At 39.7% G+C, this 23,597-nt stretch carries 20 protein-coding genes and 1 pseudogene; 10 read left to right on the top strand and 11 right to left on the bottom strand.

Features of this window, described 5'->3' with window-relative positions:
- The first annotated feature begins 79 nt into the window (after positions 1 to 79).
- Positions 80 to 1,708, top strand: a complete 1,629-nt coding sequence (locus tag AC6H44_RS18235) for a methyl-accepting chemotaxis protein (protein ID WP_500738655.1) — start codon at positions 80 to 82, stop codon at positions 1,706 to 1,708.
- Positions 1,709 to 1,826: 118 nt separating this feature from the next.
- Here AC6H44_RS18235 and minE read toward each other — a convergent pair whose 3' ends face one another.
- The 3 genes from minE to minC are packed head-to-tail and all read right to left on the bottom strand — an operon-like array spanning position 1,827 to position 3,629.
- On the bottom strand, positions 1,827 to 2,108 hold the full coding sequence (gene minE, locus AC6H44_RS18230; RefSeq protein WP_500738654.1) for a cell division topological specificity factor MinE: 282 nt from the start codon (positions 2,106 to 2,108) through the stop codon (positions 1,827 to 1,829).
- 1 nt (position 2,109) lies between these two features.
- Positions 2,110 to 2,919: a septum site-determining protein MinD gene (minD, locus tag AC6H44_RS18225; RefSeq protein ID WP_500738653.1), complete on the bottom strand. Its 810-nt coding sequence runs from the start codon at positions 2,917 to 2,919 to the stop codon at positions 2,110 to 2,112.
- A gap of 5 nt (positions 2,920 to 2,924) precedes the next feature.
- A complete protein-coding gene (gene minC, locus AC6H44_RS18220; protein ID WP_500738652.1) occupies positions 2,925 to 3,629 on the bottom strand; it encodes a septum site-determining protein MinC in 705 nt (234 codons plus the stop codon).
- Positions 3,630 to 3,784: 155 nt separating this feature from the next.
- On the opposite strand from minC, the gene AC6H44_RS18215 reads away from it, so the two are divergent.
- Both AC6H44_RS18215 and AC6H44_RS18210 read left to right on the top strand, forming a co-directional pair.
- The gene (locus AC6H44_RS18215; RefSeq protein ID WP_500738651.1) at positions 3,785 to 4,066 is read left to right on the top strand and encodes a YcgL domain-containing protein; all 282 of its coding nucleotides are present in this window, start codon (positions 3,785 to 3,787) and stop codon (positions 4,064 to 4,066) included.
- Complete coding sequence (locus tag AC6H44_RS18210; protein ID WP_500738649.1) at positions 4,059 to 5,075, top strand: lytic murein transglycosylase; 1,017 nt, start codon at positions 4,059 to 4,061, stop codon at positions 5,073 to 5,075. Before AC6H44_RS18215 ends, AC6H44_RS18210 begins: the two co-directional genes overlap by 8 nt.
- Before the next feature lie 26 nt (positions 5,076 to 5,101).
- On the opposite strand, the gene AC6H44_RS18205 is transcribed toward AC6H44_RS18210, so the two are convergent.
- The 4 genes and pseudogenes from AC6H44_RS18205 to AC6H44_RS18190 all read right to left on the bottom strand — a co-directional run bounded on the left by AC6H44_RS18205 (position 5,102) and on the right by AC6H44_RS18190 (position 9,725).
- Positions 5,102 to 6,358, bottom strand: a complete 1,257-nt coding sequence (locus AC6H44_RS18205; protein ID WP_500738648.1) for a cation-translocating P-type ATPase — start codon at positions 6,356 to 6,358, stop codon at positions 5,102 to 5,104.
- An 18-nt stretch (positions 6,359 to 6,376) separates the two neighbouring features.
- Positions 6,377 to 7,334 (bottom strand): annotated as a pseudogene (locus AC6H44_RS18200) (IS30 family transposase).
- Between the two features lie 65 nt (positions 7,335 to 7,399).
- The gene (locus tag AC6H44_RS18195; protein ID WP_500738646.1) at positions 7,400 to 8,266 is read right to left on the bottom strand and encodes an HAD-IC family P-type ATPase; all 867 of its coding nucleotides are present in this window, start codon (positions 8,264 to 8,266) and stop codon (positions 7,400 to 7,402) included.
- A 265-nt stretch (positions 8,267 to 8,531) separates the two neighbouring features.
- Positions 8,532 to 9,725, bottom strand: a complete 1,194-nt coding sequence (locus tag AC6H44_RS18190) for an IS4 family transposase (protein ID WP_500738264.1) — start codon at positions 9,723 to 9,725, stop codon at positions 8,532 to 8,534.
- A 276-nt stretch (positions 9,726 to 10,001) separates the two neighbouring features.
- Here AC6H44_RS18190 and AC6H44_RS18185 point away from each other — a divergent pair, with 276 nt between their 5' ends.
- The gene (locus tag AC6H44_RS18185) at positions 10,002 to 10,406 is read left to right on the top strand and encodes a hypothetical protein (protein ID WP_500738645.1); all 405 of its coding nucleotides are present in this window, start codon (positions 10,002 to 10,004) and stop codon (positions 10,404 to 10,406) included.
- A 49-nt stretch (positions 10,407 to 10,455) separates the two neighbouring features.
- Here the strand turns inward: AC6H44_RS18185 and AC6H44_RS18180 are convergent, their stop codons facing one another.
- The 3 genes from AC6H44_RS18180 to AC6H44_RS18170 form a co-directional block, all read right to left on the bottom strand.
- Positions 10,456 to 11,058, bottom strand: a complete 603-nt coding sequence (locus AC6H44_RS18180) for a DUF4879 domain-containing protein (RefSeq protein WP_500738644.1) — start codon at positions 11,056 to 11,058, stop codon at positions 10,456 to 10,458.
- A gap of 208 nt (positions 11,059 to 11,266) precedes the next feature.
- On the bottom strand, positions 11,267 to 12,460 hold the full coding sequence (locus tag AC6H44_RS18175; RefSeq protein WP_500738643.1) for an IS4 family transposase: 1,194 nt from the start codon (positions 12,458 to 12,460) through the stop codon (positions 11,267 to 11,269).
- 322 nt (positions 12,461 to 12,782) lie between these two features.
- Entirely contained in the window at positions 12,783 to 13,328 is a 546-nt protein-coding gene (locus AC6H44_RS18170; RefSeq protein ID WP_500738642.1) for a GbsR/MarR family transcriptional regulator, read from the bottom strand.
- Between the two features lie 215 nt (positions 13,329 to 13,543).
- On the opposite strand from AC6H44_RS18170, the gene adhP reads away from it, so the two are divergent.
- Positions 13,544 to 14,554: an alcohol dehydrogenase AdhP gene (gene adhP / locus AC6H44_RS18165; protein ID WP_500738641.1), complete on the top strand. Its 1,011-nt coding sequence runs from the start codon at positions 13,544 to 13,546 to the stop codon at positions 14,552 to 14,554.
- A gap of 70 nt (positions 14,555 to 14,624) precedes the next feature.
- Here the strand turns inward: adhP and AC6H44_RS18160 are convergent, their stop codons facing one another.
- Positions 14,625 to 17,042, bottom strand: coding sequence for a TonB-dependent receptor (locus AC6H44_RS18160; protein WP_500738639.1), 2,418 nt, complete (start codon positions 17,040 to 17,042; stop codon positions 14,625 to 14,627).
- A 394-nt stretch (positions 17,043 to 17,436) separates the two neighbouring features.
- Between AC6H44_RS18160 and AC6H44_RS18155 the strand changes: the two genes are divergently transcribed.
- The 5 genes from AC6H44_RS18155 (at position 17,437) to AC6H44_RS18135 (ending at position 23,543) form a co-directional block, all read left to right on the top strand.
- A complete protein-coding gene (locus AC6H44_RS18155) occupies positions 17,437 to 19,254 on the top strand; it encodes a DUF885 domain-containing protein (protein WP_500738638.1) in 1,818 nt (605 codons plus the stop codon).
- 96 nt (positions 19,255 to 19,350) lie between these two features.
- Positions 19,351 to 19,866 (top strand): YcgN family cysteine cluster protein, encoded by a 516-nt coding sequence (locus AC6H44_RS18150; protein WP_500738637.1) that lies wholly within the window; start codon positions 19,351 to 19,353, stop codon positions 19,864 to 19,866.
- A complete protein-coding gene (locus AC6H44_RS18145) occupies positions 19,863 to 20,372 on the top strand; it encodes an RNA methyltransferase (RefSeq protein ID WP_500738635.1) in 510 nt (169 codons plus the stop codon). The genes AC6H44_RS18150 and AC6H44_RS18145 overlap by 4 nt, the downstream gene beginning before the upstream one ends.
- Positions 20,373 to 20,550: 178 nt before the next feature.
- On the top strand, positions 20,551 to 22,440 hold the full coding sequence (locus tag AC6H44_RS18140; protein WP_500738634.1) for a methyl-accepting chemotaxis protein: 1,890 nt from the start codon (positions 20,551 to 20,553) through the stop codon (positions 22,438 to 22,440).
- Positions 22,437 to 23,543: a GGDEF domain-containing protein gene (locus AC6H44_RS18135; protein WP_500738633.1), complete on the top strand. Its 1,107-nt coding sequence runs from the start codon at positions 22,437 to 22,439 to the stop codon at positions 23,541 to 23,543. Before AC6H44_RS18140 ends, AC6H44_RS18135 begins: the two co-directional genes overlap by 4 nt.
- The last annotated feature ends 54 nt before the right edge of the window (positions 23,544 to 23,597 follow it).

Here is a 23,597-nt window from a genome sequence, read left to right as displayed (position 1 = left end):
TTTTTAAATTAGGTAATGCATTAATTATTTCCTTAATGTTTGAGTAAAATGATAATTAAAAATTATTATCAAGGAGTGTATGATGATTAGACAGTATTCTATTGGTGTTCGAGCGAGTATTGCGTTTGGATTGATTGGTATTTTAACCGTAATTTTAGGCAGTTTTGCAATAAACCGTATTGTAAATATTAGTAATGACATCAATTATATTAGTAATGTAAAAGTACCAGCATCTGATAATGTTAACGATTTAAATCGAGAGTTTCTTAGAGCGCGTATACATGCTGCTAATGTAAGCAGTTACATTGGCGATCCTGCTCGTTTACAAGGTTATCAAGTTAAATTAAACGAGGCACTTGCAAATTTAAAGCGAAACCAAGGTGAATATCAAAAAGTTATTGCTGATCCACGAATAGAGCGAGTATTTAACGAGTACATGCAGCTAAATCGGCAGTACGAAGTACTTAGCGCGGAGTTCGATAAATTAGTGGCAGCAGGTAACAAAAAAGAAATTGAAGCTATTCGTGAATCGCGTATTTTACCGCTTACCAATAAAATCACTGCAAAACTTCGTGAATTGTTAGACATAGAAATGTCACAAATTGATGAGACATCAGAAAAAGCCACTGAGAATGCTAATAATGCAACCATCGCTGTTATTATTGTGCTTATAATTGTTATTGCTTTAATAATATTATGTGCATTGGTACTTACGCGCAGCATAGTCAAACCTATTACTGAGGCTGTGGAATTTGCGCAAAGCATTGCTAAACGCGACCTTACTAAGCAAGTTAAAATAACAGGCAATGATGAACCTGCACATTTATTACAACAATTGGTGCTCACCCAAACAGAGTTAAGAGATTCTATAGTCACAATTTCTGAATCATCTGAGCAATTAGCCGCAACCTCTAGCCAATTAAGTGCCGTAACAGATGACTCTTCGCGTGTTATTCAACAACAAACCAGCGAATTAGAGCAAGCTGCTACCGCCGTCAATGAATTAACTACAGCAGTGGAATCAGTTGCACACGATGCACAAAATGCATCACAGGCTTCTGAGCAAGCTAATCTGCAAACCCAACAAGGTAATGATAGAGTAACTCAAACGGTGCAAGCCATTGACGAACTAACACGAGAAATTAAAGATTCATCGGGAAGTGTGACAGAGTTAGCAGAAAAAGTTAAAAACATTACCAAGGTACTTGAAGTGATACGTGGTATAGCAGAGCAAACTAACTTATTAGCACTGAATGCGGCAATAGAGGCTGCGCGAGCAGGTGAAACCGGTCGCGGTTTTGCGGTGGTTGCGGATGAAGTTCGTTCTTTAGCGCATAAAACACAGCAGTCGACGGTAGAGATCGAAGATATGATCAAAGCGGTTAATCAATCGAGTGACCGCTCGGTAACAACCATGAACAGCAGCCTTCAACGTGCGACTGAAACTTTAAATATTGCCCGTGAAGCTGGCGATGCATTAAAACTGATAGCCACTGCCGTTGCAGAAATTAGCCAGCATAACATGTCTATTGCCAGTGCAGCAGAAGAGCAAGCAAATGTATCGCGCAATGTAGATCAAAATTTAGTGAGCATTCGTGATCTATCTAACTCAACCGCCTCTGGTGCAGAGCAAACCAGTGCTTCAAGCTTTGAGTTATCACGTTTAGCAGCACAACTTAATGAGTTAGTGAAACGCTTTAAAGTATAGTCATTTTAAACAAAGTGTATGGGTATACGAGTAAAGATAAGAGCGATTAATGATCAGTACATGATATTAATCGCTTTAACTAATCAGGACATAAACGCTTAGTGCAAGTTAAACAATTTTATGTTTCACTTGAACGTACGTTTTTATCATCATCCGGTAGGGTAACATTTAATTCCAATACAGCTAAATCGTCTTCGTTTTGATCAAACTGAACCTGAACCGCATCGGCACCTACATTTACGTACTTACGAATGACATCTAAAATATCTTGCTTTAACTGCGGCAAGTAATCAGGTGTTCCACGCTGAGAACGCTCGTGCGCGACAATGATCTGCAATCGCTCTTTTGCTAATGACGCGCTATTTTTCTTTTCTGAGCGGAAGTAGTCAAGTAAAGACACATTAACCTCCAAATATCCGTTTGAATAAACCCTTTTTCTCTACATCTAAAAATCTGAACTCAACCGTTTCACCTAATAGACGACTAATTGCATCGGTATAAGCCTGACCTGCGTCTGACTCGCTATCAAGTATAACAGGTTGTCCAGAGTTAGATGCGCTAAGTACTGCTTGAGATTCAGGGATCACGCCTAGCAAATCGATTGCTAAAATATCCTGGATATCTTCAACAGATAACATTTCACCTTTAGAGACACGATCTGGGTTATAGCGTGTTATCAGTAAATGCTCTTTAATGTTTTCAAGCCCTTCTTCGGCACGCTTAGATTTACTATGCAAAATACCTAATATGCGATCAGAATCTCGTACCGATGACACTTCAGGGTTTGTTGCCACTATGGCTTCGTCGGCAAAGTACATTGCCATCATTGCACCGGCCTCAATACCTGCAGGGGAGTCACAAACAATGTAGTCAAAATCTTCTTTTAATTCGTTTAACACACGTTCAACGCCATCGCGCGTGAGTGCATCTTTATCGCGGGTTTGTGACGCGGGTAATATAAATAACTTTTCCACACGCTTGTCTTTTATGAGTGCTTGGTTAAGGTTGGCTTCACCATTAATTACGTTTACAAAGTCATACACTACGCGACGTTCACACCCCATAATAAGGTCTAAATTACGTAGGCCGATATCAAAATCGATGATCACTGTTTTGTAACCTTTTAGCGCTAAGCCTGTACCAATTGCTGCGCTTGATGTTGTTTTACCAACACCCCCTTTACCCGAGGTAACGACAATTATTTTTGCCATGAGATTTATCCTTTAACCAAAGCTGAAATTTCTAAAGATTCATTTTTTTGTTGTATTTGAACTGCGTTACCCCAGTGCTCACCTTGCAGTGAGTCACTGATCCAGTAATTACCATTAATTGAAACGAGTTCTGCTTCTAATTTATTACAAAAAATGTATGCGTTTTCGAGCCCTTTAGCACCGGCTATTGCCCGGCCGCGTAGGGTTCCGTAAATGTGAACATTGCCATCGGCAATCACTTCTGCACCATGGCTTACCGCACCTAAAACCACTAAATCGCGGTCTTTGGCATAAACTTGTTGGCCAGAGCGTACTGCACCGTTAATAATTTGCGCAGGTAAATACACGGTTTTTTCAACAACCGAGGTATTAGACTCTACTCTTGTGGGCTCGCTCTTTATGTCTTGTGAGTAGTTCAGAACAGATAAGCCTGCCGCTTTTGCTTGTTTGTGCTGCTCGTCTGAGCCATTACACACACCCACCGCATTAAAGCTCATGCGTTCAATAAGTGATTTTAGATGAATAAAATCAATACTATTGTTTTTTACTTCAATTAAATTGACAACAATGGGTGCACCCTCAAAAAACCTAGGGGCTTGGGCTATTTTTACATACAGTTGTTCTGCTAAAAGAGTAATATCAGTACTGTAAAGATGTAAAACTGACAAGGTAAAAAGGTTACCCTTTAACTCAAAAATTTGGTCCGACATAGATGCTCAACTGGATTATTTGGTTAACGTGAAACTTTATATAAACCTAGGCTGAACAAGGCTTTTATTAGAGTTTTCACGCTAATTTTTATAACTTATTATTACTGTCATGTTATAGTGTGTAGCACTGTTAAGCAAGATTTTATAGGGCCATAATGCTAACTGCGGTATATAAAAGTAAGAAAAAAGCAGAAACTTTCTTATTTATTGAAAAAAGAGATGATTTTAGTAAAGTTCCGGAACCTTTAATGACCATGTTTGGTCAACCTCACTATGTGATGATCATCAATCTAGCTAAGCGAACTCAGTTAGGTGTGGCGGATTTAGACATTTTAAAACAGTCCCTTAGCGACCAAGGCTATTATTTACAAATACCGCCACCAGAGGAAAACTTACTGAGTCAATTAAGAAAACAAAATGGAGCAGACAGTGATTAAAAAATTAGCGGTTTTATTGTGTGGTGTATGTTTAAGCTCATCGGTGATGGCAAAAACGCAAGCAGAATTTCAACAATATCTTACTAATTTAAAGCAAGAGGCCATAGCGAAAGGCTACGACACTCAGCTAATTGAGCAAGCATTTGCTAGCGCATCTTACAAAGAAAAAGTGATTTCAGCAGATAAAAACCAACCAGAAGTAAAAGAAACGCTAGAAACCTATTTACCAAAACGCGTACCCCAGTGGAAAATTGACCGAGCGCGTAAACTATACAAAGAAAACCAAGAAATTTTAGAAAAAGTAGCAAAAGACTTTGGCGTTCAAGCACGTTTTATTGTGGCTATTTGGGGGTTAGAGAGTAATTTTGGCGCGATTCAAGGTGGTCATAATGTTATTTCATCTTTGGTGACACTGGCATTTGATGGACGCCGTGAAGCGTTATACAAACGCCAATTGTGGGCGGCGCTGGATATTTTAAAGTCAGGGCATATCACGCTTGATAAATTTAAAGGCTCGTGGGCAGGAGCTATGGGGCAAACTCAATTTATGCCAACCTCATTTAATGCCTATGCCGTCGATTATAATAACGATGGCCGCAAAGATATTTGGACAACCAAAGAAGATGCCTTTGCCTCAATTGCTAATTACCTAAAACAAGAAGGTTGGAATGACAACTTAACGTGGGGTCGTCAAGTCAAATTACCTGCAAATTTTGATACACAATATATTTTAAAGCGAGGCACTAAAACACGCAAACAGTGGCTTGAGTATTGGAATGAATCTGAACGGTCCTTAGCTGACTGGCAAGCATTAGGTGTTCGTCGTGCCGATGGCAGCGATTTACCTAATGTTGCTGTGGATGCGGCATTAGTTATGCCTGACGATATTAATGGACGCATGTATTTAGCGTACGATAATTACAAAGTGTTTATGCACTGGAATCGCTCTTACTATTTTGCAACCAGCGTTGGTTATTTGTCGGATCGTATTGCTTATCCTAAACCTTAAACAGTAGTAAAGCCGCAATAGCGGCTTTATTTTTTTGTTTGAAAAAGTTTAAGTAATTCAATAGCAATAAAACTAGGTAAAAAACACGCTAAAATGTAAGGCCACCACTGCATTGGAAATGCGGCGGTTCTAAATAGCGCGTTTGCCTCGGGTATAATTGTTGGCAGTAAACGAATTAATATACTTATGGCTATGCCTCCTAGCAACCACGGATTACTGAACGGGCTGAAAGTAAATGCTGAGCGCTCTAGTGATCGCGCAGAGACCACATAGCCAATATGGGCTAATAAAATACCCCAAAATGCAGCAGTTTGTGTTTGTGTTAGTAGCATTGCATCAACAAGTTGACCCTCTACAACCCCAGGGGCGCCAAAATAATAATAAATAGCAAACCCAGGTAATGAAATAGCGAACCCCATTACTATCAGTCGCTGCATAAATCGTGAGTTTATTATTCCCTCATCTGCCGCTCTCGGTTTTGCATTGAGTAAGCCTTTTTCTTTACGTTCCATCATTAGTGGCATGGTTAGCAATACTGAGTCGAGTAAGTTAATCCACAATATTTGTACAGGTTCGAGTACAAATCGTATACCAAATACAGGTATATGCGTTGCTAAGATAACAGCACCGATAATAAGCATGGCTTGCGCTGCATTGGTCGGTAGTGTGTATAAAATAGCTTTTTGCAAATTATTCCAACTATGTCTGCCTTCTTCTACGGCGGCAACAATTGTGGCAAAGTTATCATCTTGCAAAATCATATCGGCCGCTTCTCTGGCTACCTCTGTACCATTTTTACCCATGGCTATGCCAATATCGGCGGCTTTTAGTGCTGGAGCATCATTTACACCATCGCCAGTCATGGCAACAACATGCTTATTAGCTTGCAATGCCTGTGCAATGGCTTTTTTATGTTCAGGGGCAACTCGTGCAAATACAGACACCTCTTCAACTAACTGCTTTAGTTGCTCCTCATTAAGCGTACTTAACTGTGCGCCAGTTACCGCTTTTCTGGCATCAATTCCTAAAAGCTTGGCAACCGCAAAGGCTGTTTCAGGGTGATCGCCTGTGATCATAATGGTACGTATACCGGCGTGTTTACATTTTGCTATTGCGTCGATAGCGGCACTGCGTGGTGGGTCAATCATTCCTTGTAACCCTACAAAAGTCATGTGTGTTAAATCATCGGGTTTAAGGCTATCCTGATCACTAGGCACATCTTTTATGGCAAAAGCTAAAGAGCGTAATGCATTACTAGCAAGTGTAGCAACTGGCAGATTCAACCCCGAAGTGCATAACCGCTAAGCAGCAATTGCTGCCATGTGTTCAACCATTAATTGGGCTGGGGTTTTGTAATTAAGTTTCTTTCTTGGCCTATCATTTAGTTTTACTAAAACGGCTTGTACTTCTGATTGTTCTATCTTTTTGAAGTCTGTAGATTTTGGCCAATATTGCCGTAATAGTCCATTTGTATTTTCATTTAGCCCTCGTTGCCACGAGCAATAAGGATCCGCAAAATACACATCACAACCTAAACCTGCCGTCATCCGTTCATGATAGGCAAATTCTTTACCATTATCAGCTGTGATCGTAACAACCGCTTTTTTGTACGGCTTTAATAAAGCAATCGTTGCCGCTGTAACTGTGTCTGCTGATTTATCATACGGTAAAACTCGTTTTCCGTTCAACAATGGTGACTAGTGCACCGCTGTGCCCTTTTCCTATGACAAGATCAATTTCCCAATCGCCAATTCTACTCTTATCATCAACAACTTGCGGCCTTTCATCAATACTTACTCTATTTTTTATAAACCCGCGTCCTGCTTGCTTATCTTTATTGCGAGATTGATACTTTTTACCTTTCCTACGCAATGCTTTGAATAACAGGCCACCACATTGTCGATCTTTTCTGATGTGCTGATAAATCGTTTCATAGCTAATTTTGATCGCTTTATTGAGTGCTAGCCAACCTGAAATTTGTTCAGGGCTCCATTTCTCGTCTAGTTTTAGGTTGATCAGTTCAATAAGTTTGGCTGTCATCTTAATGGCTTTCGATGCATCGGCTCTGCGTTGAGCTGCAAATCGTTGAGCTTGCTCAATACGATAACCACGTAACCCTGTATTACGAGCTATCTCTCTACTAATGGTTGATTGGCTAACATTGAGTTGCTTCGCTATTTTATTTTGACTCATCCCACTTTTATTTAGCGCGTAAATCTGGCATCGTTCTTCATAGGTCAGTTGTTTATATGTTTTCATTGTTGCATCTCTTGTCGGAGAAAAAGCGATTAGCATATATTTAGCTGACCACTTTTCCTACCAATTCAAGTTATGCACTTATGATCTGAATCCAGGGCACCAAGAAAACCATAACTAATGCTAAAGCCTAAATACAGCGTATAAAAAAAGTTTAATGTGCCAATAATTAATACGGCAACAATTAAGCTTCGTACAAAGGCGTTTAATTTTTGCTGCAGTCGCGTGCGTTTAATACTTGCGGTTTTAACGAGGTTGGCGATGTGGCCAAAGACGGTGTTATTACCCGTAGCTATAACGACCGCGCTTGCTGTACCTTGAGTAACAAAGGTACCCGAAAACCCCGTGTTTCGTTGATCGCCCGGCACTAAATTTTTACCACTTATTGCATCAATAATTTTTTCAACAGGCATTGATTCACCGGTTAACGACGACTCGTCAACATAAAAACTGCTAACACGTATAAATCGAACGTCAGCAGGAATTTTATCGCCCGCTTGAAGTGTAATAATGTCACCTGGAACCAATTCTCGTGCTGCTATACGGTGTTGCTCGTTTGAGCGCACAACCGTACAATATTCCACTAACATATTGCGTAATGCATCGAGCGCGCCCTCGGCTTTGCCCTCTTGGGTAAAACCGAGTAGGGCATTTAATAATACCACCGCAATAATAACTAAGGTATCAGCTAGCATGTTTTCACCTAAAAAGGTTAACACCGTGGTAATGCTTGCTGTAATGAGTAAAATTATTACCATAGGATCATAAAATTGCGCGAGAAGCCTTCGCCATGCAGGGGTTTTACGAAAAACAATTTCGTTACTGCCTATTTGTTGCAAACGCTGTTTTGCGTGTTCTGAGGTTAACCCCGTTGGTTGTGTTTGAAGGTTTTCCAAAACCTGAGGTATACCCTGCGAGTGGTTAACTGATTGCATTAATAAATCCTTTATATTTAGATGGTCGTATTATAAATTTAGATTAAACGCACCACTTGATTCATATCAAATACCAGAGCGTATTATAAACCGCAGCTGCGTTTTATTTTTAACCATAGTGCATGTCAGTAGGCTAAACTAACACATTGTACCAACTAATCTACCTTGTTAATTTTACTGCTTTATTCAATAAGAGTAGGGGGAATTAGTTTGATGTCTGAAGACAAGATCTGACCCTGAGGGATCCCCACATTTTTTATCCAAGCTACAAGCACTCACGGCAATCCTTATTTAATTGATTGAGTGCTTCTAAAAACGTTTTCAATTTTATTTTATAGCCAAATTTTTCGAAGTATTGCGTTCCTAAACTAAAACAAGACAGCACGTTTCTATCCTTTATCGTATTCGCCTGAAAGCTTCTATGCACATTCAATATTTTTGCCGTTAAACCTGCTAGCCAAAGGATAAAATTAGCAATTAATGCAATCAATAATGCGACATTCAAGCGGCCTTTTTCATAGCTACGACAATGACGTAAGTTCAAGCCATTACTTGTGTTTTTTAAGTCTCTAAAGGACTCTTCTATTTGCATTCGTTGACTGTAAATTTTAACAATATCTTGTGCTGAATAATTAATATTGCACAATGAGGTAAATAATAACCATGGCTCCGTCGCACCTTTAGCATGTTTCAAGCTTACGCTGCTGCGAATAGTTTTTCCTCGAAGATTTTTCTTCTTTCTTTGTTTAGGTTTTGATTTAAATAAGTAAAAGTGACCACTCAATGAATTGGCTTTAGCGAGTTGTGTTTCAAATAAATAAGCGGGTCTTGCAGTTGCTTTTGAGTAAAGTGTTTTGACTGGTGACCAACATGTATCATCTTCTGGCTTTTGATATTGTGTTTGATGCCTCACTCTGCCTACAAAATCCCAACCAAATTTAAGCACTAACTTAAACCAAGGATTGCGAAATCCTGCATCGGTAACGATGATCGGCTTGCACTCAGAAGGCAATATTGATTTAAGTGTTTTGAGGAAATCCTTATGCACGCTTTGCTTCATGTATTCACATTCACGAAAACTTTGCTCATAGATTGTCATTGCTCGACCTTTAACTGGGACTGCTGCTCGTAATAAATGAAACTCGCCACAGGGTGTTAACCCAGACCAATCAATCGTCACGCATGGACGTCTAATTTGACCAATCACGCGGCGAGTGATTTCTTGGTAATAGTGGTAGCGGGCGTGCTGGACGCGGGGGTTGCCAAATAACCTATCCATTCGTTTAATAGTGTGTTTAACCTTCGCGTTGCTCTTTAGTTTTCGCCCTAAAGCAGCAATGGATAAGAACTTATGTTGGCAGAGTGTTTCTACCGCTTTCATTAATGTGCAGTGGTTACGCTTATCAATAATACCCGCTGTATTAGAAAATGTTTTATGTAATAATTTACTCAAGTGCATAGTCGATTTACTTTGTAATTTCTTTGGTCGGAAAAAACATATAAGATCAAAATTGGCTGTGCACTTCAACTATTTTTTACATTATCTTATTGATTTATATTATCAAATTGTGGGGATTCGTCAGGACCTGACCCTACTCTTGTGACCGGAACTTTCTAATGGGTGACCCTGACGAATCCTGAACGGCTTTGGGAGCCAACAAGCGCAGCGCGTTAGCCAACAAAAGGGCGTGATTCTTGCTTGTAAATCTACGTCAAAACAAAAGGAGCTCTCGATATGAATATATCAAATACCCAAGCTATTTCTAGTAACTACAACGCTATCGAAGTAGTTAAAAAGCAAGATGTTACCAATCAAAAATCACTTTCTTTAGATTCTGAAAATAAGGAATCGAATACCAATGTCCTTGATATGCGGAACGTGTCTCAAGAAGACATAAGAACTCTAGCGAAAGTCACTGGAGATGATCGTGTATGGCAATATATCCCTTTTGAAGAGTTTGAATTTAAAGGTGACACTCTTGTCGGAGTAGAAAATAAAGACTATTTGGGCGCTTTAGAACGTAGAATTGAGTATAACCGTAGTATCGGCCAACCAACCAAAGGCTATGAAGAAACCCTAGCTGCCCTCAAAAGTTATCAGGGCTATATTTTACCTAAGAAAATTAATGTGACCGCTTAAACGAAAAATGCTCCAGTCAAAGCTTTAGCTGGAGCATTTTATATAATCGTTATAGGATGCCGACAGAGTCACTCCAGTAACCAAAAGGAGAGGCAATTGAGTTCGAAGAAACAGAGAAATACCCGCCCTCAGAACCGTAAAAGTCAAAATAATACAACCAACCCGTAACCGTTTCACCGACTCGGCACGCATGAACATCAACACCTAAAGTACCACAAAGCCTTACGGTCTCAGATGGCGATTTGTTTTGACCATCAAAGCTAGCCTGATTGATATTTCCATAACCATATTGGAGTACAGCAACCCGAATTTGATTGCCACCATTATCATTAGCAGTACTAGACTGATCTTTAGAAAGGTATTCAAAACCACCTGATTTGCTTGAACCTACACCAAACACCTCAAAGTACTGAATCCCTTTCGAAGCAGCCATCGTGGTGAACTCCGGCTTTTCTGCTTTTAGAGCCTCAAATTTATAACCATTGCTAAATGAATTTATCACTGACAAATCTAAAGGGTAATTCATAGAGAAGGAGTCATGCTGACTTCTATCGGTTACTTTTTTCACCACCCCAGCTTCAACATCCGCAGCCAATGCAGAACCAGAAGAAACAATCATAGCCATTGATAAAATTGCACTTTTCATTTTCATCGAAAATATCCTTTTAAAAGTAAAAGAATACACATTACAAAAACACATAACAGTTACAAGGCGGCGTAAAAGAAAACCTTTTGCATATTAAGATTTAATTACACTCGCTTACTTGCGCCTTTATAAACTTCCGATTTATTTCTTTTGCACGGCGTAAATTTACTATCGAGGGTCAAGTCCTGAGGGATCCCCACATTTTTTATCCAAGCTACAGGCACTCACGGCAATCCTTATTTAATTGGTTGAGTGCTTCTAAAAACGTTTTCAATTTTATTTTATAGCCAAATTTTTCGAAGTATTGCGTTCCTAAACTAAAACAAGACAGCACGTTTCTATCCTTTATCGTATTCGCCTGAAAGCTTCTATGCACATTCAATATTTTTGCCGTTAAACCTGCTAGCCAAAGGATAAAATTAGCAATTAATGCAATCAATAATGCGACATTCAAGCGGCCTTTTTCATAGCTACGACAATGACGTAAGTTCAAGCCATCACGTGTGTTTTTTAAGTCTCTAAAGGACTCTTCTATTTGCATTCGTTGACTGTAAATTTTAACAATATCTTGTGCTGAATAATTAATATTGCACAATGAGGTAAATAATAACCATGGCTCCGTCGCACCTTTAGCATGTTTCAAGCTTACGCTACTGCGAATAGTTTTTCCTCGAAGATTTTTCTTCTTTCTTTGTTTAGGTTTTGATTTAAATAAGTAAAAGTGACCACTCAATGAATTGGCTTTAGCGAGTTGTGTTTCAAATAGATAAGCGGGTCTTGCAGTTGCTTTTGAGTAAAGTGTTTTGACTGGTGACCAACATGTATCATCTTCTGGCTTTTGATATTGTGTTTGATGCCTCACTCTGCCTACAAAATCCCAACCAAATTTAAGCACTAGCTTAAACCAAGGATTGCGAAATCCTGCATCGGTAACGATGATCGGCTTGCAATCAGAAGGCAATATTGATTTAAGTGTTTTGAGGAAATCCTTATGCACGCTTTGCTTCATGTATTCACATTCACGAAAACTTTGCTCATAGATTGTCATTGCTCGACCTTTAACTGGGACTGCTGCCCGTAATAAATGAAACTCGCCACAGGGTGTTAACCCAGACCAATCAATCGTCACGCATGGACGTCTAATTTGACCAATCACGCGACGAGTGATTTCTTGGTAATAGTGATAGCGGGAGTGCTGGACGCGAGGGTTGCCAAATAACCTATCCATTCGTTTAATAGTGTGTTTAACCTTCGCGTTGCTCTTTAGTTTTCGCCCTAAAGCAGCAATGGATAAGAACTTATGTTGGCAGAGTGTTTCTACCGCTTTTATTAATGTGCAGTGGTTACGCTTATCAATAATACCCGCTGTATTAGAAAATGTTTTATGTAATAATTTACTCAAGTGCATAGTCGATTTACTTTGTAATTTCTTTGGTCGGAAAAAACATATAAGATCAAAATTGACTGTGCACTTCAACTATTTTTTACATTATCTTATTGATTTATGTTATCAAATTGTGGGCTGACCCTGAGATATCCCCTGCGGGCTTATAGGAACAACTTATCTTTTTATTCACCACAGAGAACACAAAGGCGCTTCGCGCTGCACAGAGTTATTCTCTTATTCACTTCTCGGTGAACTCTGTGGTTAAATTTTCTTGAACCTTGAACCTTGAACCTTGAACCTTGAACCTTGAACCTTAAAATTCAGTCGCGATGTAAAATCACTGCTACGATTTCTTCAATATCTTGTCTTTAAAGTCAATAACTTTGCCAATGCCTGATCCTAGCTTCATTAGTTTGTTAAGCTGCTCTGGGGTTAAACGTTGTAATTCTGACGACCACTTAGTGACTGTTTCCAGCAAGTTATGAATTTCCCCCATTTGCTTTTGTGCGTAGATTTCATCGTCGTTACTTGCTTCATCTAATAAATTATCTCTAAGTAAGCTCAGTGTAGGCTCTACCTCGCGCTTTTTACGCTCTTCAAATACACGATTAGCCATATCCCAAATATCGCCTGCGGGGGCGTAGTATTCTTTTCTATCTCCCGGAATATGCATCACTTTGATCAGCTGCCAAGAGTGTAATTCTTTTATCCCCATGCTCACGTTACCACGTGAAATACTCAGCGCATCGGCTATTTGGTTTGCCGTCATTGGATCTTTGGTAATAATAAGTAATCCGCACATTTGGCCGATTGTACGATTAAATCCCCAGCGGCTGCCCATCTCGCCACAATGCATTACAAAGGCAAAGTTTTTTTCTGATAATGTCATTGTTAGAAGTTTCAAAAATAAATGAAATCTATGCTAGCACGCTGGTTTAGTATGGCAAGGCTTTAGCGAGGATAAAAAACACGATTTTACGACTAATGATTGATATAGATTAACATTTAAGCACCTATAGTAGGTTATGTTGAGGATATGCAACATCATCTTGTTATTTAACGCGTTGGTTAAATAACATAAATTTTATAAACGATGGAATGACTATGAAAGCAGCAATCAATACTGAATATAAAGGTAAATTAACAATTACTGATTTACCAATCCCAGATGTAGGCCCTAACGATGTGTTGGTAAAAATAGCCGCATGCGGTGTGTGTCACACAGATTTACATGCGTGTCATGGTGACTGGCCAGTAAAGCCAAAAATGCCTTTAGTGCCTGGCCATGAAGGCGTGGGCGTAATAGAAAAATTAGGGAGTAATATTACGCATTTAGCCGTAGGCGACAGAGTAGGCGTGCCTTGGTTATACAGCGCATGTGGTCACTGTGAATTTTGTTTAGATGGACGCGAAACCCTGTGTTTATCTCAACATAATACCGGTTACTCAATTGACGGTGGTTATGCAGAATATTGTTTAGCGCATGGTGATTATGTGGTTAAAATTCCTGAGGGTCTTGGTTTTGCTGAAGCCGCGCCGTTATTTTGCGCCGGTGTAACTACGTATAAAGCATTGAAAGTGTCGGGAGCTAAACCTGGGCAGTGGGTTGCCATTGTGGGCGTAGGTGGGCTAGGTCATTTAGCGGTGCAATATGCAAAAGCCATGGGCTTAAATGTGATTGCCGTAGATACAGGTAAGGAGAAGCTTGCTTTAGCAACAGAGCTAGGCGCAGATATCACCCTTGATTTTAAAGAATGCGTGCCTAGTGAGGCTATTTTTGAGCAAGTAGGCGGCGCCCATGCCGTTGTGTGTACTGCTGTGTCTAAAGCGGGATTTGAACAAGCGTATAAAAGTGTTCGCCGCGGTGGTAAATGTGTATTAGTTGGCTTACCGCCAGAAGATATGCCACTGCCAATTTTTGATACTGTGCTAAATGGTGTTTCAGTAGTAGGTTCTATTGTAGGTACACGTAAAGACTTACAAGAATGCCTTGAATTTGCCGCACAAGGCAAAGTTAAAGCTATTATTGAAGAGAAAAAACTCGAAGATATTAATGACATTTTTGACGATATGCTCAAAGGCGAAATTAACGGCCGCATAGTCGTCACGATTTAGTTTTATTAAAAAGCGCACAAAAGGCTTGTGCGCTTTAATAATATACTTTTGATAGCTTATAACTTATAACTTATAACTTATAGCTCATAGTTAATTTCGCATTGCGTTCTTCGCCTGGCATGCCGCCTAAGAACATCGCTTTTGAGTAATAGCTTTTATTAAACAAATTGTTTAAGTTTAGCTGTAAGCCCCATTTATCCGTGTTATAACTTAACGCAGCATCATAAATGGTATAGCTTGGTACATAACCATCAGGAATGCCAAATGATGATGAGTTAGTACTGCGATCATCCACATATTTAACACCGGCACTTAATTTTAGTGGTTGAGCTAGTTCAAACCACTGAGCACTGTATGTTAACCATGTGCTGGCTGTTACATAAGGTACCCCTTTTTGACGCGCAGCAAGTGTGCTCACATTTGGATTTTTCTGCTCACGTGCATCTTGGTACACACCATTGATATTCACTTTCCATTGATCATTTAAATAGGCATTTAAATCAAGCTCTACACCGCGGGTTTTTTCTTCACCATCAAAAAAGCTTTCAGGAATTGATGGATCAGGTTTCGTGTCATCAAAGGCAGGGTTTGCATACTCTAAGTTAGTTCGCGCGGTATCGAATACGACTAGTGAGGCGAGTAATTGATCGTCAAAGCCTCTCATTCTAATACCTAAATCAGTACTGATTGACTCGGCATCATCACGATCAGCTTCATTGCCTGCAACAGAGCCTAATACGCTATACGCAGTGCGGCCTTTCGAATGGTTAATAAAGAACGATAGGTTTTCTGTTGGCTGATAGGTTGCCCCTAAATTATAGGTTAAGCCATTATCTGAGGTACTGGCTTCTGGCGTTGCTGCCGCCGCACTAGCGCGATAACGCGCATCAACACCTAAATGTTCATATTTTTGCGTAATTTCGTTGTATGCAACACCAATACGGGTCGTGAAGGTGTCGTGGATATAAGCAACATGTTGCAGCCCTACCCCCCATGCTTGCACTTTTTTATTGTAGTTGCTGGTTTTTAGCGGGTCATAATCACTAAACTGGCCTTCACTCCAATTTGGTTTACGGATATCTAAAATATAAGGTAAAGAGCCTTGATAGCGAATGCCGCCATTTTTATCTTTTAGGGTGTAGTCTTTATCCCAAATTGAATACTGCGTGAAGCGTATATCGCGGTCTTCATAATTGGCATTGACCAAAAACTCGTTTTCTATACCACCTAAACTAAAGTCATAGCGTAAATCTGCAAAGTACTGCCATGACTTTTCATCAGCCTCAACTTGGCGATATTCTTGGCGGCGTGCAGCAAATGGGTAAAGTACATCATCTACAACCAAAGGCGCACGAGGATCAGCATTGATCACATTGTTGCGTTGCCAATACACATAATTATAGGCGCCTGTTTGACGTGCAAAACTTGACTCATAATTACGGTACTGTAACTGTTGATTTAAAAATAAATCATCCGTTAAGTAATAATTATGAGTGAGTTTAAAGCGCAGTTCTTCACCTTCATTATCTTTTGCCATCGGTGAAATAATACCGTGGTGACCAAATTTATACGGTGTTAAACCATCAGACGCTGCAAGTGAATTAGCTAATTGTTGGCGCTGTGCATCAGATAATTGCAGCCCTGCAGAGGTTGGATCATTGACTAAATCATCCGCAGTCACTTGGCCGGCGGTTTTGCCATTGACCGATTCTGCATTATAAATACGGATAGGGTGGCCAATTGAATCAACGGCAATCGCATCTTTAATATAAGCGGCTGAGATCATAATATTTTGGCGGTCATTGAAGATATATTTTAATGCGCCGTAAATTTCATCACGGTCATCTTTTAAATCACGGTAACCATCACTGCGTGCTGTTTTTGCATTAACTCTGTATGCTAGATTTTCGGTAATGGCATTGGTGCTATCAATTGATAATGAATAGGTATTCCATTGACCAATTTCAGCTTGTAGGTTGTGCTGCTCTGTAAACTGTGGCTTTTTTTCAATCAAGTTAATAACGCCACCTGCGCTGCCCATGCCATATAAACCGGTTGCAGGGCCTTTGAGCACTTCTACGGCCTCCACATTGGTTAGCGAGCGAGTTGGATTAAATGTGTTACCTAGGCCCGCACCGCCATACATACCATCATAAGTATAATTTGCACCAAGACCACGGATCACTAAGTTGTCGCCAATGCCGTAGTTATTACCGGCTTGCGTTACACCACTAATATTACGTGCTAAATCTTGTAAGTTATCTACACCTTGCGAGTTTATCAGTTCTTGGTCAACCACGACGACTGGAGCGGGTGTTTCCATTAACGACATATCAGATTTTGTTGCAAGGCCAGAGCGCATGACAACTCGGTTTTGTTGCTCATAAACGCTAATGCGTTCAATATCTGAATGTGCTTTATTACTTGCTAATGCCATGTGTGCATTTAAACACGCAAGTGTAAGTAGTGAGTATTGAAATCTTTTCATAAAGTGATAACTATTCGCATTTGTTGAATTGCGCGAATGGTAATGGTTATCATTTTAAATTTAAATAAAAAGTTCATTTTTTTTTGTTATAGTTGGTCTGTTTGCTTGATTGTTATCCAATGCGATTTAAAAACAACCACCATTAAGGTTGCAACAGCCAGCTGAAGCTATTTGTTTTAGCTAAGCGTTAGTGAAATGAATAGGTGTGTGAGCTGCTTAGTAAAGTACTTGGTGTGACAAATTACCCCTAAATGAAAAAATCTTAATCTATAACATTCAACACGCTTTCGTAATTATTAGCTATTGAGTAGCGACGAATTTCACTCATCGTAATTGCTTTATTTAAGCCATTTAAAACCGCATAATTGGCGGGTAAAAACTAACAAGGATCTTTATGAAAGTTATTAAAATAGCACTGGTTGCCAGTAGCGTTATGTTTGCCTTAAGTGGATGTATGAGCATCAGCTCACAATTAAACACCAATCAGCCAGTCGCGTCTGTAATAAGCGAATTATCAGCACAGCAGCAATTAGATGTACTGGTTGCACAGTACTACGATGAGTCATTAACGTTTAACCCATTAAGTGCCACTTATAACGGCCGCCATGAATTCGATGATCAATTTTTGCCGGAAATTTCACAGACTAATCGTGATAAAAAAGCCGCATTTTATAAGCAGTATCAACAACGTTTAACCCTAATCGATGAGTCACAACTAACAGGGCAGGCGTTACTTAACTGTGAAGTGTTATCGGCTGATTTAGCCCTCAAACTTGAAGGCATGCAATATAAAGATTATTTGTTACCGATTAACCAAATGTCGGGTGCGCATAATACCTTTGCCGGATTTGGTTCAGGGCAAAGTGCTCAGCCTTTTAATACCGTTGCCGACTACGAAAAATTCATTAAACGTGCTGATGGTTTTGTGAAATGGTTAACCAGTGTTGAACAATCAATGGCGCAAGGTGTTAAACAAGGTGTGGTACTGCCAATGCCATTGGCTAAAAAATTATTGCCTCAGTTTAAAGTGCACATAGTAAATAACGCAGAAGATTCACTATTTTACTCGCCAATAAAAGCCATGCCCGACTCATTTTCTGATGATGAAAAGCAACAGCTAACAGCGCAGTATAAAATGCTGATTTTAGATAAACTAGTGCCTGCTTATCAACGTATGAGCGAGTTTTTACTCAACGATTATATTCCTTATACTCGCGACTCTGTCGGTTATGCCGATTTACCTAATGGTAAAGCGTGGTACGAATACCAAATTAAGAAAAACACCACGTTGAGTTTATCAGCGGATGAAATTCATGAGATTGGCTTAAAAGAAGTGGCGCGAATTTTAAGTGAAATGAAAACGGTTAAAAACACGGTGGGATTTAAAGGTGATTTAGCATCGTTTTTTGACTACTTACGTGACTCTGATGAGTTTTATTATAAAACCGCTGATGAGTTAATTGCCGCCTATGAAGATATTAAACTAAAAATAGATGCGCGTTTACCGCGCTTGTTTAATATAGAGCCTAAAGCGCCTTATGTTGTTAAAGCCGTTGAAGCGTACCGTGCCCAATCGGCAGCCGGTGCGTCGTATGCAGGGCCTGCTCCAGATGGCTCTCGTCCGGGTATTTTTTATATCAATACGTATAACTTAAAAGCACAGCCTAAGTTTTTACTTGAAACGTTGTCTATTCATGAAGCAGCGCCCGGGCATCATTTTCAAATTGCACTGCAACAAGAAGTGGAAAGCTTACCGGATTTTCGTAAATTTGGCGGCTACACGGTGTTTGCTGAGGGCTGGGCATTATACGCAGAGAGTCTTGGTAAAGAATTGGGCTTATTTACCGACCCGTATATGTGGTATGGGCGTTTAAGCGATGAACAGCTAAGAGCGATGCGATTAGTACTTGATACGGGGTTTCATGCCAAAGGCTGGACACGTCAACAAGGAATTGACTATATGTTAGCAAATTCTTCTATGGCACAAAGTGACGTAATTGCAGAAGTTGAGCGTTATATTGCATGGCCTGGGCAAGCGTTATCGTATAAATTAGGTGAGTTTAAAATTAAAGAGCTTAGAGATTACGCCCACCAGCAGTTAGGTGAGCAATTTGATATTAAAGCCTTTCATACACAAATATTAATAGATGGCGCATTGCCTATGCCTATCTTAGAGCAAAAAATTAAACGTTGGGTTAAATCCCAGCAGTAACATAATCGCGCAAAGTCATTATTTGAACAGGGATTGGCTTTGCGCGCTTTGCTGCAATACGTTAGAATGCGCGCTCTTAAAAGGCGCGAGAACACCATGTTTGATCAACAATTAGCAAATACCCAATTTTGGCTTAGTAAGAGCCTCTTTGAAATGAACCAGCAAGAATGGGAAGCCATTTGTGACGGATGTGGAAAGTGTTGTTTAAATACCTTTATTGACAGCGACGATGACGATGATTTTGTTGCAACCGATAGCCTCAGAGAGGGCGAGCAACTCATATTTACCAACATTGTTTGTCAATACCTTGATAACACCACCTGTGGCTGTAGTGAATACGAAAACCGCCAAACCTTAGTCCCCTCATGCGTTAAACTAACCAAAGAAAACCTCAAAGATATTTTCTTTATGCCGCAAAGCTGTAGTTATCGCCGCCTTCATGAAGGACGAGGCCTGGCAACATGGCACCCGTTACTCAATAACGGCGATAAATCTAAAATGCATCAACTGGATATTTCGGTAAAAGACAAAACCGTAAAAGATTGTGATGTAACGCTTGAAGATTTTGACCTGTACATCGCACAGTGGCCAACCAAGGACTGCAACGAGTGAGTAAATTACAAGCAAGTATTGGTTTAATTAACCCCAAAAGCCCAACCAATGTTGGTGGCGTATTACGCGCTGCAGGCTGTTATGATGCAAAGCAGGTATTTTTTACCGGTAATCGTTATTTAAACGCACAAAAATTTCATACAGACACTAAAAACGTGGTGCAACGTATTCCATTGACCGCTACCGACAATTTAGCGTTAAGTAAACCTGATGGTGCCAAAGTCGTGATAATAGAACTGATTGAAGGGGCGACTCCCTTGCCTGAGTTTACTCACCCTGAAAACGCCTTTTATGTGTTTGGCCCAGAAGACGGCTCAGTGCCAAAAGACGTTTTAAAGTGGTGCGACGAAGTAGTGTACATCCCCACTATTGGTTGCATGAACTTAGCGGCGACGTGTAATGTCGTTTTATACGATAGACTCGCAAAGCTCGGTGGCATTCAAAGCAGTGACCAAACCATTATTACCTCTCGTGATACGAACAATAAAATGAAATGGCAAAAGTAACGTTATTTAGCTTGTTACAAAGCTAAAATTTAACCAATCGCCGCTTTTTTGAATTTGGTAGCTCAGTATTTATTATTATTTTTAATTATTAATTTCCTTTGAACGATATTTGCTAAGACATTCAGTTAAAAATTTGTTAAAAAGACAGGGATAATAATAATTAATACTTAAGGTACTCATGTTTAGCTCGCTAAAATTCACCTCTAAGATCACCATTGCTGCGTCATTAGTTTTAGTCTTAGTGTTAGGTGTTTTCACCATAAACAATTATTTTTCAATGCGCCATCAAACTCAAGCGCAGTTATCTTTAGTATTAAAGCAAAACTCTGAGTCGGTTTCTCAGAACATAGCAAGCTGGCTCAACAATAAATTAGCCATTGTTATATCGCTGGCAAAAACCTATCAAGTTGATGATGCAAAAACACTTACGCTCTCGCAATTAAACACCGCAGAGATGGCGGGGGATTTTAAAAATACGTATATAGGTGAATCCTCAGGCGCTTTTATTTTAAATGATCAAAGTGTTGTGCTCCCCAGCGATTTTGATGCCACAAGCCGTCCTTGGTATCAGTTGGTAGCAAATAAAACCAATACGGCGTTTACCACTCCTTATATTGATGTGACCACTAACGAGCTCACTATTTCTGCTGTTGCACCAATTAATATTAATGGGCAGTTTAAAGGCGTTGCAGGCGCGGATATCGATATGCACACCATAGCCGACATTATCAATAATATTGACTTTTTAGGGCTCGGTTACGGTTTTTTACTCGATCATAATGGGCAGATTTTAAGCCATCCAAACAGTAACCTAAATTCAAAAGCGATTACTGAACTGTTTGGTAAAGACATTGAACTGACGGATACTTTCACTGAGCATCAAATTGCTGGTGAAACTCATTTAGTGTCATTCACTAAAATTCAAGGTATAAAAAATGTTGATTGGTATTTAGGCGCCATTGTTAACAAGGAAACCGCATTTGAAATTGTGTCGGCTTTTGGTCAAAAAGCATTAATTTACTTAATTGTGGGCACGTTAGTGATTATTTTTGCGTTACAGCTTTTATTGCGTTACCTAATGCGCCCTATGTACCAGTTAAATGATGCCATTAAAAATATAGCTCAAGGTGAAGGGGACTTAACTTGTCGTTTAAGTGTGGAAAATGACGATGAATTTGGCCAATTAAGTAATTCATTTAATATTTTTATAGAAAAAATTCAACACTCAATTGTTCAAGTTAAATCTTCAACACAATTACTAGAAACGGTAGTCGCTAAATTGGTTACGCAAACAGATTCAACATTAACTATGTATGACAGCCAAAGTGAGCGTACCAATAGCGTAGCATCGGCAATTAATCAGTTTTCTGCCACCGCGACAGAAATCTCAACCAGTGCCAGTAATGCTGCTAAACTTGCTAAAGATGCCGATCAATATTGTGCCAAAAACCAGCAGACTCTCACCAACAATGTGTCGAGTATTCATCAGCTTTCACAAAAAATAGAGCAAGCACAAGAAACCATTAATAGCTTAGACTCCCACACCGCTAACATTGGTAATGTCCTTGCGGTAATAAAAGGTGTGAGTGAGCAAACCAACTTACTTGCTCTAAATGCGGCGATAGAGGCCGCACGTGCAGGTGAAGCGGGTAGAGGGTTTGCGGTTGTTGCTGATGAAGTAAGGCAATTAGCACAGCGCACTCAGCAATCAACCCAAGAAATAGAAAACACCGTGATTGAATTACAAAAAGGTTCAAGCTCTGCTGTAGAGCTGATGAAAATCAGTTTAGCAGAAAGTGAAAAAAGTGTTCAGCAAGCGGATGCAGTGGGTGATGTAATGAAGCAAATCATCAGTGCAATCAAGCAAATAACTGACGCTAATCACAGTGTGGCCAATGCCACAGATGAACAAAACCAAGTGGTTAAATCATTACACAGCGATATTCATGTAATTAGCGACCTCTCAGTGCAAGGCCAGTCAAATCTGAATCTTACTTTAGAGGAGTGCACAAAGCTCAAGCACCAATTTAGCGATTTAGAGCGTATGGTTAAAAAATTTAAAGTATGATAAAAAAAGCAAAAATAAATAAACCCAATTGGCTCAATTTAATCAATATTGACAGCGTTTATAGCTATGATAAACAGCGCCAAGTATTTTCATTATTTACCATGATAGCGATTGCTTTGGTGTTGATCACGTATCTGTTGATTGCAAATCATCAGGTGTATGCGCCGATGCTTACTGTTGCGTTAATTACGGTAAATGTCACGATTATTGGATGTATTATTTATTTTATAAAAACCAAACAGCTCAACGCTATTGCGCTGATCACACTGGTGATTGTATTTTTAATGTGTTTGGCTTTGGTATACACCGGGGGTAAAGAGAATACTGCTTTGTATTGGCTAATGTTTTACCCGGTGGCCGCGTTTGCAATTATTGGCGTAAAAGGTGGTGTTTGGTTAAGTACAGGTATTTTAATAGGCTGTATTTTTATGTTGTATGGGCCAGAGATTGGGCAGGTGCACTATGGGGAAGTTGAAAAAACTCGTTTTGTGGCTTCGTTTTCATTAGTACTGGTATTTTCTTTTATAGGGGAGTATTTTCGTCACCGTAGCCATGTAGCAATTGCAGATATTACCTTAGAGCAAAAACAGCATGCGTACACCGATCAGCTCACAGGTGCCCCTAATCGTCGCTTCATTACCTCGCATTTTTTAAAACTTGCCGCTTCACGGCCAGCACAGTATTTACCCTTGTCTATTTTGCTTATTGATTTAGATAACTTTAAAGAATTAAACGACAGCTACGGCCATGATTTTGGTGATACAGTTTTAATCGAGTTTACTAAATTATTAGAGTCGCAATTTTCTGCAACAGCGCTTAAAGCTCGCTATGGTGGTGAAGAATTTGTGGTAATTTTACCGCAATTAACCGCTATTGAAGCCAGTATTTTGGCTAATCGGTTCAGAGAATGTGTGCAGCAGCATGTGGTGTTTACCGATAAACAGCAGCGCGTGTCGGTAACGTGTAGTATTGGCATAGCTCAAGCTAATCATGTTGATGACTACAACAATGCATTAAAACAAGCCGACGAGTATTTATACCAGGCTAAATCACTAGGTCGTAACAAAGTCATATTTGCCCAGGGTCAACATGCCAGCCAGTAAGATTATTTACCTTTGGCCTTTAACCATCTTGTTTAAAGTTTAACTCTGCTTGTA

The organism is Pseudoalteromonas sp. TAP-3C (assembly GCF_059888565.1).
Note: the sequence above shows the minus strand (reverse complement) of the source record. Positions and strands in the feature narration are given on the sequence as shown.

Coding starts and splice junctions, on each gene's coding strand:
- AC6H44_RS18195 (WP_500738646.1), bottom strand. CDS start 8,266: ATGCAATCAGTTAACCACTCGCAGGGTATACCTCAGGTTTTGGAAAAC.
- AC6H44_RS18160 (WP_500738639.1), bottom strand. CDS start 17,042: ATGAAAAGATTTCAATACTCACTACTTACACTTGCGTGTTTAAATGCA.
- AC6H44_RS18180 (WP_500738644.1), bottom strand. CDS start 11,058: ATGAAAATGAAAAGTGCAATTTTATCAATGGCTATGATTGTTTCTTCT.
- AC6H44_RS18170 (WP_500738642.1), bottom strand. CDS start 13,328: ATGACATTATCAGAAAAAAACTTTGCCTTTGTAATGCATTGTGGCGAG.
- AC6H44_RS18150 (WP_500738637.1), top strand. CDS start 19,351: ATGTTTGATCAACAATTAGCAAATACCCAATTTTGGCTTAGTAAGAGC.
- AC6H44_RS18235 (WP_500738655.1), top strand. CDS start 80: ATGATGATTAGACAGTATTCTATTGGTGTTCGAGCGAGTATTGCGTTT.
- adhP (WP_500738641.1), top strand. CDS start 13,544: ATGAAAGCAGCAATCAATACTGAATATAAAGGTAAATTAACAATTACT.
- AC6H44_RS18175 (WP_500738643.1), bottom strand. CDS start 12,460: ATGCACTTGAGTAAATTATTACATAAAACATTTTCTAATACAGCGGGT.
- AC6H44_RS18140 (WP_500738634.1), top strand. CDS start 20,551: ATGTTTAGCTCGCTAAAATTCACCTCTAAGATCACCATTGCTGCGTCA.
- minD (WP_500738653.1), bottom strand. CDS start 2,919: ATGGCAAAAATAATTGTCGTTACCTCGGGTAAAGGGGGTGTTGGTAAA.
- AC6H44_RS18135 (WP_500738633.1), top strand. CDS start 22,437: ATGATAAAAAAAGCAAAAATAAATAAACCCAATTGGCTCAATTTAATC.
- AC6H44_RS18185 (WP_500738645.1), top strand. CDS start 10,002: ATGAATATATCAAATACCCAAGCTATTTCTAGTAACTACAACGCTATC.
- AC6H44_RS18155 (WP_500738638.1), top strand. CDS start 17,437: ATGAAAGTTATTAAAATAGCACTGGTTGCCAGTAGCGTTATGTTTGCC.
- minC (WP_500738652.1), bottom strand. CDS start 3,629: ATGTCGGACCAAATTTTTGAGTTAAAGGGTAACCTTTTTACCTTGTCA.
- AC6H44_RS18215 (WP_500738651.1), top strand. CDS start 3,785: ATGCTAACTGCGGTATATAAAAGTAAGAAAAAAGCAGAAACTTTCTTA.
- AC6H44_RS18190 (WP_500738264.1), bottom strand. CDS start 9,725: ATGCACTTGAGTAAATTATTACATAAAACATTTTCTAATACAGCGGGT.